General features: G+C 68.3%; 11 protein-coding genes. 10 read left to right on the top strand and 1 reads right to left on the bottom strand.

Annotated elements, in window-relative coordinates:
- Positions 1–425 (top strand): SDR family oxidoreductase (locus VFG33_RS18375; RefSeq protein WP_325054118.1); only part of this gene is annotated, 425 nt, incomplete at its 5' end.
- Positions 422–1,696 carry an FAD-dependent oxidoreductase gene (locus VFG33_RS18370; protein WP_325054117.1) on the top strand — a complete coding sequence of 425 codons (1,275 nt, stop codon included), beginning with the start codon at positions 422–424 and terminating at the stop codon, positions 1,694–1,696. The genes VFG33_RS18375 and VFG33_RS18370, both read left to right, overlap by 4 nt.
- On the opposite strand, the gene VFG33_RS18365 is transcribed toward VFG33_RS18370, so the two are convergent.
- On the bottom strand, positions 1,689–3,527 hold the full coding sequence (locus VFG33_RS18365; protein WP_325054116.1) for a glycoside hydrolase family 127 protein: 1,839 nt from the start codon (positions 3,525–3,527) through the stop codon (positions 1,689–1,691). The genes VFG33_RS18370 and VFG33_RS18365 overlap by 8 nt on opposite strands.
- Positions 3,528–3,696: 169 nt before the next feature.
- Here VFG33_RS18365 and VFG33_RS18360 point away from each other — a divergent pair, with 169 nt between their 5' ends.
- The 8 genes from VFG33_RS18360 to VFG33_RS18325 form a co-directional block, all read left to right on the top strand.
- On the top strand, positions 3,697–4,728 hold the full coding sequence (locus VFG33_RS18360) for a LacI family DNA-binding transcriptional regulator (RefSeq protein ID WP_325054115.1): 1,032 nt from the start codon (positions 3,697–3,699) through the stop codon (positions 4,726–4,728).
- The gene (locus VFG33_RS18355) at positions 4,725–5,657 is read left to right on the top strand and encodes an ABC transporter permease (protein WP_325054114.1); all 933 of its coding nucleotides are present in this window, start codon (positions 4,725–4,727) and stop codon (positions 5,655–5,657) included. The genes VFG33_RS18360 and VFG33_RS18355 overlap by 4 nt, the downstream gene beginning before the upstream one ends.
- Positions 5,654–6,535, top strand: coding sequence for an ABC transporter permease (locus VFG33_RS18350; RefSeq protein ID WP_325054113.1), 882 nt, complete (start codon positions 5,654–5,656; stop codon positions 6,533–6,535). The genes VFG33_RS18355 and VFG33_RS18350 overlap by 4 nt, the downstream gene beginning before the upstream one ends.
- Positions 6,532–8,061: an ABC transporter substrate-binding protein gene (locus VFG33_RS18345; RefSeq protein WP_325054112.1), complete on the top strand. Its 1,530-nt coding sequence runs from the start codon at positions 6,532–6,534 to the stop codon at positions 8,059–8,061. The genes VFG33_RS18350 and VFG33_RS18345 overlap by 4 nt, the downstream gene beginning before the upstream one ends.
- Positions 8,058–9,059, top strand: coding sequence for an ABC transporter ATP-binding protein (locus tag VFG33_RS18340; protein ID WP_325054111.1), 1,002 nt, complete (start codon positions 8,058–8,060; stop codon positions 9,057–9,059). The genes VFG33_RS18345 and VFG33_RS18340 overlap by 4 nt, the downstream gene beginning before the upstream one ends.
- The gene (locus tag VFG33_RS18335; protein WP_325054110.1) at positions 9,059–9,844 is read left to right on the top strand and encodes an ABC transporter ATP-binding protein; all 786 of its coding nucleotides are present in this window, start codon (positions 9,059–9,061) and stop codon (positions 9,842–9,844) included. The genes VFG33_RS18340 and VFG33_RS18335 overlap by 1 nt, the downstream gene beginning before the upstream one ends.
- Entirely contained in the window at positions 9,841–11,436 is a 1,596-nt protein-coding gene (locus VFG33_RS18330; RefSeq protein ID WP_325054109.1) for an FAD-dependent oxidoreductase, read from the top strand. The genes VFG33_RS18335 and VFG33_RS18330 overlap by 4 nt, the downstream gene beginning before the upstream one ends.
- A gap of 28 nt (positions 11,437–11,464) precedes the next feature.
- A partial coding sequence (locus VFG33_RS18325) for a hypothetical protein (protein ID WP_325054108.1) occupies positions 11,465–11,686 on the top strand: 222 nt, incomplete at its 3' end.

The raw sequence follows: 11,686 nt of genomic DNA, 5'->3' as shown, positions 1-11,686 counted from the left end.
ATCGGGTGAACCACGAATCGGCCTTTCGGTTGCTCAGGGCATCGATCACGAGGGTCGCCGACGGCGGGTCGATCGTGATCATCGGCTCCGCACTCGCCACCTCGCTCGACCGCGACTTCCGCACCGTCGCCTACGCGAGCGCCAAAGGCGCGCTCGTCCCCCTGGTCCGATCGGCCGCGTACGACGCGGCTCCCGCCGGCGTCCGCGTCAATCTCGTCGCCGCCGGACTCGTGGACACGCCGATGGCCCAGCGCGCACTGAGTTCGCCGGACATCACCAATCGGCTACCGGACCTGATGCCCCTCGGTGGTACGGCCTGCACACCGCAAGAGGTGGCCGATGTCGTGCTGTGGCTGCTTTCCGCGGCAGCCCGGCGTACGACAGGGGCGGTCATCCCGGTCGACGGAGGGTGGCACCTGCGATGAGTCTCCTGTGGAGCGGCGACGTGGTGGTCGTCGGAGGGGGATCGGCCGGGTGCTCGGCCGCGGTGGCCGCGGCTCGTTCGGGCGCGCGGACCCTGCTCGTCGAGGCGGCCGGCTTCCTGGGTGGGACGGGTGCCGCGGTGCTCGATACGTTCTACGGCTTCTATGCACCCGGGCGACCCGAGCGCGTCGTCGGCGGGATCGGCTGGGAACTTTGCGAGCGGCTCTTCTCGTGGGACCAGGCGTTCGAGCGCCCCAACACCTACGGCGCCGGCACTGGGGTGACGTACGAGCCTGAAGCGCTGAAGCTGGCCTGGGATGGGCTGACCGATGAGGCCGGAGTCGAGACGTTGCTCCACGCAACAGTCAGCCGCGTGGTGATGGTCGGCAGCCGGATCACCGAGATCGTGGTCGAGACCAAGGCTGGGAGCGGCCGGATCGTCGCGGCTGTGTTCGTGGATGCTAGTGGTGATGCTGAGCTGGCCTGGCGGGCCGGCGCAGCGATGGAACGTCCAGACGGCGAGCAGCGGGTGCAGCCTTTGACCGCCACCTTCCGGCTGGGCAGCGTCGACCTCGCCGCTACGCCTACCAAGGAACTGCACAGACTGATGCGGGAAGCGGCCGAGTCAGGGGAGTTCGCACTGCCGCGCTCCGAGGGGTCGGCCCATCGGACGGTGCTACCGGGTGTGGTCCATACGAACATGACTCGCGTGAGCGACGTCAACCCCCTTGATCCGTGGGAGTTGTCGGAGGCCGAGCGTGAAGGCCGTCGGCAGGTGGCGGAGTACGTGCGTTTCCTGAAGGCGCGCGTTCCCGGGTATGCGGACGCCTACCTGCTGAACGTCTCGACCCGCATCGGTGTGCGGGAGAGCCGGCGCCTGATCGGCCAGTATGTGCTGACCCGTGACGACGTCTTGTCCGCTCGCCGTTTCCCCGACGAGATCGCCCAGTGCGGTGCACCCATCGAGGACCATGCCGCCGGCTCGGCAACGATCTGGAAGTACGTCGGTGGTGACCCGACCGGATCGACTTACGGCGTGCCCTACCGCTGCCTGCTACCGCAGGACGTAGAGGGTCTCGTCGTGGCCGGGCGGTGTCTGTCAGCCACCCATGACGCGCATGCTTCCGTCCGGTCGATGGCGCAGTGCATGGCGATGGGGCAGGCGGCCGGAACAGCCGCGGCAATTTCGGTCTCGTCCGGCCGACCGCCTGCCGACGTTGAGGTCGATGACCTTCGCGCTGTGCTCGTGAAGAACGGCGCGATTCTCAACTAGTGGGGATCCAGACCCGCATGGCGTGAGGGCCACGGTTGGCCCAGGCGTAGTACGGGATGAGGGTGATAGCGGTTGGCGCGCCCGGCGGTGCCTGTTCGCCGTACGGGCGGTAGGCCGAGTCGGTCGGTGTCGTCACGACCCCTGTTGTGTGGAGCGCAGTGACTCCGTCGAGTAGGTCCGGCAGGTGTTCCGCGCGCAGTGGCATTGTTGGGTCGATCCGGAGGTCTTCGAGGGTGACGCCGGCAGCCTGGTCAGGTTGCTCGATCGCGTAGATCAGCGGGCCGCGCGCGACCGTGACGCAGCCACGCGTGGCGTCTACGCGCTCGCTGGAGACCAGCAGTCGCGCTTCCATCGGAAGGTCGAGCGTGACCCGCTCACCGATCCGGAACACCCGTCGCACGCGGGCGTACGCCCCTGCCGGAACGGGCTCGCCATCCAGGCAGGCTCCAACAGCCCACTCGGGGACGCGGAGTGCCAGTTCCGCCTCGCTGTCAGGGGCCTCCCGGACGGTCGCGGTAATCCGGCCTTCCCACGGGTAGGCGGTTTCGACATCGATCGCGAAGCCTCCGGCGCGGAGCGAACTGGCGGCGTACTGATGGACCTGCAGCCCGTCGTCTGTGCTGGTGGCCAGGTACGCCGGAAGGCTGGCCAACGTCCGCATCACGTTCGGCGGACAGCAGGCGCAGTTGAACCACGGTCGGCGCCCATGCGCGGGAGAGCGTTGCACGTCACCTCTCGCGCCGGTACGGCGATGCAGGGTGTTGACGTAGAAGAAGTCGGTGCCGGTCAGGGACACTCCGGGCAGAATCGCGTTGTAGAGCAGGAGTTCGAGCTGGTCGGCATACCAGGACTCGCCAGTTGCCAGCAGCAACCGCCACGCCCATTGCAGTGCTCCGATCGCAGCGCACGTCTCGGCGTACGCTCGGTCCGGTGGCAACTCATCCAGGTCGCCGAACGCCTCACCATCCCACCTGGACCCGACTGCGCCAGTGACATGTTGTTTCTGCCGGCGCATCGAGTCGTACTGCGTGCGCAGGGCGGCGAGTAGTTCCGGGTCACCGGTCTCGATGGCGACATCCGTGGCGCCGGCGGCGAAGTACACGGCGCGGACCGCGTGCCCTTCCACTGTGTTTGCCTCACGGACCGGAACCCGGTCGGCATAGTGGGCGGGGTTGCCGTACTGGGAGGGATCGAATCCCGGCTTGGAAGCGTGGCCGTGGCCGCGCGCGTCGACGAAGTACCGGGCCAGCTCCAGATAGCGCGGCTCGCCGGTCTGCCGGTAGAGGTCGACGAGACCCATCTCGACCGCGGGATGCCCTTCCAGCTCTGGGCGTAGCCCCGGTCCGAACGTCTTGGCCAGGTGGTCGGCGAACCGGGTGGCGACGCCGAGCAGGCTGGTGTCACCAGTCGCTCGAGCGGTTGCCGTGGCCGCCTGGAACAGGTGCCCTGCGCAGTACAGCTCGTGGCTCATCCACAGCTGTGCGTAGCGTTCCTCGCCGCGGACCTGGATGGCCGAGTTGAGGTATCCGTCGTCGTCTTGTGCCGCGGTGATCGTGCGGGTGACCTCGCGCAGTCGCTCGATCAGCCAGTCGTCCGGCTCCCGCAGGTACTCCCAGGCGGCGGCCTCGATCCACTTGTACACATCGGAGTCCCGGAAGCTGCCGCCTTCCGCCGTACCGGCTGTCTCTCCAGCGGCGATCCGCAGGTTGCCGATGTTCCCCGCTTCGACCAGCCGCTGATAGCCGACCGGGATCGCGGCCCGGTTGGAGGCCAGGCGGGCGGCCCAGAACCCACCGGTGATGTGGCTGTCCGGCAACGGACTCAGTGACATGCGCCGGACGCTATCGACGATCTCGCCCTGATACCAGAGGCTAATGGGTATTAGCATTTCGAATCGGTTACGCGGCAACCTCTGATTCCCTTGCTATTGACACAGATTCGATCTGCACGCGAAACTCGGCGTTCACAAGTGCTAGCACGTATTAGCAGGGAGGCGACGGATGAACCGCGGACCGGTGAAGCGGCCCACCCAGGCCGACATCGCGCGCCTGGCCGGGGTCAGCCAGGCCACCGTGTCCCTGGTGCTCAACGAGCGCGACTCCGGCGTACGGATCTCTCCGTCGACCCGCGAACGCGTCCTCGCCGTGATGCGCGAGTGGGGGTACGTCGCCAACGCGTCGGCCCGGTCCCTGGCCGGGGGCCGGAACAACATCCTCGGGGTGTACACGTTCGAACCGGTCTTCCCGACCACCAGCGTCGACTTCTACTTCCCGTTCCTGCTCGGGATGGAGCAGGAGGCCGCCGAGCTCGGGTACGACCTGCTGCTGTTCACCAGTACGGCCAACGAGCGGGGGATCTTCCGCGAAGGGTCGACCCGGCTGTCTCTCGCGGACGGCGCGCTGCTGCTCGGCCGCACCCCGAACCTCGAGGAGATCGAGCAACTGCGCGACTCCGGCTATCCCTTCGTCTACGTGGGACATCAGGAGGTCTCCGGAGCGCCGGTGTCCTACGTCGCTGCCGACTACGCCGGCGCGACCCGGCAACTCACCGAGCGGCTGTACCAGGAGGGGCATGAACGCGTCGCGTATGCCCGTCTCGGCGAAGGTGAAGCACAGCCCAGCCGTGATCGTGAGCGGGGCTTCCGGGACGGTCGCCGGCTGATGGCTCCGGTGTGGACGCTCAAGTCCATCGATGAGGTCGACGGCCTGATGGCGGAGATCCACACCAGCGGAATCACCGGCGTCGTGGCCGAACAGGATCTGCTGGCCGAGGAGCTCCTCGCATCCGCGGAGCGCCAAGGTTTGTCGGTCCCGGACGACCTGAGCATCGTCGTACTGGGTGATTCCATCGGCGCGCGTCGTCCCGGCACACCGTGGACCGGTCTCGTCGTCCCACGCGAGCAGATGGGCAGACGGGCCACCCGCCTGCTGGTGAGTCTGCTGGAGACGCCCGATGCGCCTGCCCGCACCGAGAGCGTGGAGTGCCCGCTGACGGAAGGCACCACGCTGGGTCCGCCGAGGAGCAAGCCATGATCCGGGTCATCGTCAAGCGGCTGCTGGTCGGCGTCTTCGTGATGTGGGGTGCCGCCTCACTCATCTTCGTCATCGTCCGGGTCGCTCCCGGCGACCCGGCGTCGCTGCTGCTCGGTCCGGATGCGGAGCCGGAACAGGTCCGCGAGCTGACCGCGAGACTGGGACTCGACCAGCCGCTGGTGGTGCAGTACGTGCACTATCTCGGGGACGTGGTCCGGTTGCGGTTCGGCGACTCGTACCTGTTCAACCGGCCCGCGATGGCAGAGGTCTTCGAGCGGCTGCCGGCCACCGCCGAGCTGATGCTCGCCTCCACCACCATCGCCGTCGTCATCGGCCTCGGGCTCGGTCTGCTGGCCGGCGGGCGGCCCGGCGGTGCGCTCGATCGGGTGGTGTCCGCCTGCACGATCGCTTTGCAGTCGTTCCCGACGTTCTGGATCGGCATCATGTTCATCCTCATCTTCGCGCTGAGCCTGCGGCTGCTGCCCAGCGCGGGCGCCGGAACGCCCCAACATCTGATCCTGCCGGCGGTCACGCTGGCGCTGCCTTTCACTGCCACGGTGGCCCGACTGACCCGGAGCAGCGTCGCCGAGACGATGCGCGAGCCGTACATCCAGACCGCCCGGTCCAAAGGTCTGACCGAACGGCAAGTACTGCTCGGTCACTCGCTGCGGAACTCGCTCATCCCGGTGGTGACGATCGTCGGTCTGCACATGGGCGGCCTGATGGGTGGTGCGGTCGTGGTGGAGAACGTCTTCGCTTGGCCCGGCGTCGGCACGCTGGTGGTGGACGCGGTCGCGAACCGCGATTACACCGTGGTGCAGGCCGCCACCTTCCTGGTCGCCGGCATCGTGATGGCGTTCAACCTGGTGGCCGATCTCGCCTACTCCCAGCTCGATCCGCGCATCCGGGTGGACGGTGATGCGGCATGACCGCCTCCGCTGTCCCGCTGGCAGCCGTACGGCGCAGGGGCACCGCCATGCGGTGGCTGGGCCGCATCCCGTACGTCGTGCTCGCCGTGTACGGCGCGGTCGCCATCGTCGGGCCGCTGGTGATCGACTACAACCCCGTGCTCACCATCCTCGACGATCGCCTCCTCGCCCCGGGGTCGCGGGTGTCCTCGGGCGGGACCGCCTGGCTGGGGACCGACGGCCTCGGCCGCGACGTCCTCGCGCAGCTCGTCTACGGCGCCCGGACCTCGGTCCTGATCGGCGTTTCGACGGTCCTGGTGTCCAGCGTCGTCGGCACCGCCATCGGTACCGTGGCCGGTTACTTCCGCGGCTGGCTCGACACCGTCCTGTCCCGCGGCATCGACATCCTGCTCGCCTTTCCCGCGATCCTGCTGGCGATCGTGATCGCGGGCTCCTTCCAGCGCAGTGTTCTCGTGGTGGTGATCGCCCTGTCCGCCACCGCGTGGATCTCGTTCGCGCGGGTCACCCGCAGTACGGCGTTGTCGGTGCGGGAGCGGGCCTGGGTCGACGCCGCGCGGGTGCTCGGCGTACCGCGCCGGTCCATCCTGGTGCGGCACATCCTGCCTTTCACGATCGGACCGGTGGTGGCGCTGGCGACGCTCGAGTTCGCCCTCGTCGTGCTGGCCGAAGCCGGCCTCAGTTTTCTGGGCATCGGTCTGCCCAACTCCGCGGTGTCGTGGGGCCAGACCATTGCCAATGGCAAGCAATATCTCGCGACCGCCTGGTGGATCTCTGCCCTGCCTGGCTTCGCACTGTCGCTGCTGATCATCAACATCGGGATCCTCGGCGATCAACTCACCGCCCGCTACGGACGCGGGCAGACAGGAAGGCTCCGATGACCAGATCCCCTGTTTCACGAACACCTTGGCGCGCGGCGGTGGGCCTGGCGCTCGCGGCGTCGCTGGCGCTGACCGGGTGTGGCGCGACCAGCAGCGGCGGCGATGCCGGCTCCGGCGAGATCACCGTCGCCGGCACCTACCCGATCCAGAGCCTCGACCCGGCCAGCCCCTCCGGCGGGGCCAGCACCGGGACCCAGCTGATCGCGCAGGAGCTCTTCAGCCGCCTGGTCCGGCCGCGTCAGGACGGCACGCTCGAAGGTGATCTCGCCACCGAGTGGAAGGCCAACAGCACCGCGTCGGAGTGGACCTTCACGCTGCGCCAAGGCGTGAAGTTCAGCGACGGTACGGCGTTGACCGCCGCCGATGTGGTGGCGTCCTTCAACCGGATGATGGAGCTCAAGCCCACCAACGCGGCCAACTTCACCGGCTACACGATGACGGCGCCGTCGGACACCCAGGTGGTGCTGAAGGCAACGAAGTCGGACGCGGCAGTGCCGGGCAAACTGGCCGTCTTCTACGTACTGCCGAAGACGCTCACCGGCGAGGGCACGGAGTTCTTCAAGAACCCGGTCGGTTCGGGACCGTTCAAGCTGGAGAAGTTCGACCCGTCCGGGACGGTCACGGTGGTGCCCAACCCGGACTACTACGGTGGCAAACCCAAGCTGGACAAGGTGACCTTCCGGACGGTGCCGGAGCTCGCGGCCCGGCTGACCGCCGTTCGCACCGGTGAAGTGGATCTGGTCTGGGGCATCCCGGACGATCAGCTCTCACAGCTGCAGGGCGACACCACCCTCACGGTCCAGACGGTGCCGAGTACCGCGGTGTTCACCATGTGGTTCAACTCAGGTACGCCGGCTCTGAAGGAGGCCGCGATCCGGCGGGCGCTGTGGCAGGCCGTCGACTTCCCGACGATCATCAAGCAGCTGTACCCGCAGACCGGCAGCCTGTCCGATTCGCCCGTGTCGCCGATCACTCTCGGCTATACCCAGCAGCAGCCGATCGCCTATGACCCGGCCGCCGCCAAGGCCGCGCTGACCGCCGCCGGTTTCGACTTCTCCAGCAAGCTGCGACTGCAGTTCGCCAACGCGGAGTTCCGCCCGTTCAACCAGGCGATCGTCTCCGATCTGCAGAAGATCGGCGTTCAGGTCGACCTGCTGGAGAAGGAGCAGGCGGTGTTCACCAAGGACCTGCTGGCGTTGAACTGGGACATCAACTTCCAGCAGCTGTCCAACCCGACGTTCGACGCCGCGAACACGCTCGGCCGCCTGTACACCTGCAAGGCCAAGCGCAACGGCTACTGCAACCCGGAGCTCGACAAGCTGCTCAGCGCGGCAGCCGCCACCCCGGACGAGAAGGAGCGGACGAGGCTGTACGGCGACGCCGGCAAGATCATCTGGCAGGACGCGGTCGGCATGTTCCCGATGGCGGTCAAGTACGCCTATGCCTGGAACAAGCGTCTGACCGGTTTCACGCCCGACCCGAACGGCCTGCCGGAGTTCTCCAAGGTGCAGGTCAACGGCTCATGATCGGTACCCGGAGCGCGGTGGAGGTGGCCGCGGCCTCCTCGCTCGAGGTGGCCGGGCTGGTCGTCGACCTGCCCGGCCCGGCCGGGCGACTCCGCGTGGTGGACGAGGTGTCGTTCGACATCCCACCCGCGACCACTGTGGGGCTCATCGGTGAGTCGGGCAGCGGCAAGACGATGACCGCGAACGCGGTGATCGGCCTGCTCCCCGAGGGGGCCACGCTCGGCGGCGAGCTGCGCTGGCGGAACGAGGACCTGCTGCAGGTGCCGGCCGCCCGGCGCCGGCGGTTGCGTGGGCACGAGATCGCGATGATCTTCCAGGATCCGCTGGCCGCGCTCAACCCGACCCAGACGGTCGGCCGGCAGGTGGGTGAGATCCTCCGCCGCGCCGGGCGGCCGTCGGGCGAGGTCCGTCGTCGGGTGCTCGAACTCTTCGAACAGGCAGGGATCCCGGACCCGGCGGGCCGGCTGGGCAACTACCCGCACCAGTTCTCCGGCGGGATGCGGCAGCGCGTCATGATCGCCCTCGCCCTGGCCGGCAGCCCGGCATTGTTGCTCGCCGACGAGCCCACCACTGCGCTGGACGTCACCGTGCAGGCGCGCATCCTGCGACTGCTGCGCGACATCCAGCAGGACGAAGGACTCGCGATGCTGCTGGTCAGTCACGACCTGCGCGTCGTCGCGCACGTGGCCCACCAGGTGGTGGTCATGTACGCCGGTCGTGTCGCCGAACGTGGCCCCACCGCAGCGGTACTGAGCAAACCGGCTCATCCATATACCCGGGCCCTGGTCGACAGCGTGCCCGCAGTACGAACCCGGACCGCGTTGGCGCACCCACTACCGGGGACGCCGGCCACACCGGCGAACCGCCCGCCGGGATGCGCCTTTCATCCGCGGTGTCCGGTGGCCCGCGAGCGCTGTCGTACTGAGCAGCCCGCCGTCCGGGAAGTCTCGCCCGGCCGCTGGACCGCGTGTCACTTCGCCGAGGAGTTGGTGGGCTGATGCTGCAGGTACGTGACCTCCAGGTCGGCTTCGGCCGTTCCCGGAAGCGGTTCGTCGCGGTGGATGGGGTCAGCCTCGATGTCGGATCGAACGAGACCGTCGGGCTGGTCGGCGAGTCGGGATCGGGGAAGACCACTGTGGCCCGGGCGATCGTCGGCCTGGTCCGGCCCGACTCCGGTGAGGTGCTGTTCGACGGCGAACCACTCGGGTCGATCGGACGGCGTCCCGCGTCGCTGCAACGCGCAGTACAGATGGTGTTTCAGGACCCGCGATCGTCGTTGAACCCGCGGATGACCGTCGCGGCGATCGTCGACGAGGCGTGGCGTACTCATCCCGAGGCGGCTCCGCCCGGCGACCGGATCGCCGCCCTGCACGAGTTGCTCGGCGACGTCGGGCTCGACGCGAGCGTTGCCCGGCACCGGGCGGGTGAGTTGTCCGGCGGGCAGTGCCAGCGGGTCAGCATCGCCCGGGCACTCGCCGTACGGCCACGGCTACTGGTGTGCGACGAGGCGGTGTCTGCCCTGGATGTCTCGGTGCAGGCGCAGATCCTCCGGCTACTGGTCGATCTCCAGCGCCGCCACCACCTGTCGATGCTTTTCATCTCCCACGACCTGGGTGTGGTGCACCAGATCGCCGATCGGATCGCGGTCATGCGCCGCGGCGTACTGGTCGAGGAGGGGCCGGCGACCGAGGTCCTCGGCGCACCGCAGCACGAGTACACCCGCAGTCTGCTGGACGCGGCGCTCGAGCTGAACGACAACACAACAAGCGGAGGTAACGGGTGAAGACTGAGGTGCTCGTGGTCGGCGGCGGACTGGGTGGTGTCGCGGCCGCGCTGGCAGCGCTGCGGCGGGGCCGGTCGGTGCTGCTCACCGAGGAGACCGACTGGCTCGGTGGCCAGCTGACCAGCCAGGGAGTCCCGCCGGACGAGCATCCGTGGATCGAGCAGTTCGGCTGCACGCGCACGTATCGCGCCCTCCGTGAGGCGATTCGTTCGTACTACCGGACGTGGTACCCGCTCGTCGACGAGGCTCGCGGTCGCCAGGACCTCAATCCAGGCGAGGGCCGGGTGAGCCGGCTGTGCCACGAACCGCGGGTTGCGGCGGCCGTCCTCGAGGCCATGCTTGCGCCGTACACGTCTGCTGGGTTGCTCCAGGTCTGGTACGGCCACCGACCGATGAGCGCCACGGTGGACGGCGACCGGATTACTGGTGTCACCGTCGCCGACCGGGAGGGTCGTCTTCGCGGTATCACTGCCGAGTTCGTCATCGACGCCACCGAGTTGGGTGATCTCCTTCCGCTCGCTGGCGCGGAGTACGTGACCGGGTTCGAATCGCGCGCTCAGACCGGTGAGCCCAGCGCGCCGGAAGAGGCCCAGCCCGACAACATGCAGGCGTTCTCCTGGGTCTTCGCCGTGGATCACCTGGCCGGTCAGGACCACACCATCGACAAGCCGGCGAGCTACTCCGAATGGGTGCGCTACCAACCGCCGGGCTGGTCGGGTCCGTTGCTGAGCCTGACCGCTCCCGACCCGCGGACACTCGCATCCGTCGAGCGCAGCTTCGTCCCCAACGTCGACTCTGGACTCGTCGTCGCCGACCAGAGCAAGGACCCGGGCGACAAGGACCTGTGGGCCTTCCGTCGGATCCTCTCCCGCCGGGTACTGCGCCCGGGCTTCGCCGCCAGCGACGTCACGATCGTGAACTGGCCGATGATCGACTACCTGCCCGGGTCGATCATCGACGTCAGTGAGGCGGAGCAGGCCAAGCATCTGGAGGGAGCTCGGGATCTCAGTCTCAGCATGCTCTATTGGCTGCAGACCGAAGCCCCGCGTCCCGACGGCGGTACCGGCTGGCCCGGCCTGCGGCTGCGTGGCGATGTGATGGGGACGGACGACGGCCTGGCCAAGGCGCCCTACATTCGTGAGTCCCGCCGGATTCAGGCCAGGCGCACGATCGTCGAGCAGGACCTGTCGCTCGCGGTCCGGGGCGAGCACGGCGCCGTACCGTATCCGGACTCGGTCGGTATCGGGATGTACCGCATCGACCTGCACCCGTCGACCGGCGGCGACACCTATATCGATGTTGCCTCGTGTCCTTTCCAGATTCCTCTTGGTGCGCTCATCCCGGTTCGGCTGCGGAACCTCTTGCCCGCGGGCAAGAACATGGGCACCACGCACATCACGAACGGCTGCTACCGACTGCACCCGGTCGAGTGGAACGTCGGCGAGGTGGCCGGATCCCTGGCGGCCCACTGCCTGGACGGCGGCCTGGAACCGCATCAGGTGCACGAGACCGAACGCCTGCTCGCCGCCTTCCAGGACGAGCTGGTACGGGACGGAGTCGAGCTGGCCTGGCCGGAGATCAAGGGCTACTGACGTCAAAACCTCACTACCTGAAGGAAAGATGACGACCGAGAGCAAAGCGGCATACGACCGGATCCAGACCGACCTCGCCCAGGGCTGGAACACCTGGGACACGCGTAGCGTCCTCACCCAGGTGCTCCTCCCGGACGCGCTCGGCCTGTCCTTCGGGCTGAAGGAGTACTACCGCGGCACGTCCCTGCGCACCACCCAGATCGGCCGGCGGACCGAGGGGGCGGAGACCGTGACCCTGGGGCGGCACGCG

The sequence above is a fragment of the Kribbella sp. genome (genome assembly GCF_035687465.1).
Taxonomy (GTDB): Bacteria; Actinomycetota; Actinomycetes; order Propionibacteriales; family Kribbellaceae; genus Kribbella.
The sequence above is the reverse complement of the archived record's forward strand: the minus strand, read 5'-3'. Positions and strand labels throughout refer to the sequence as shown.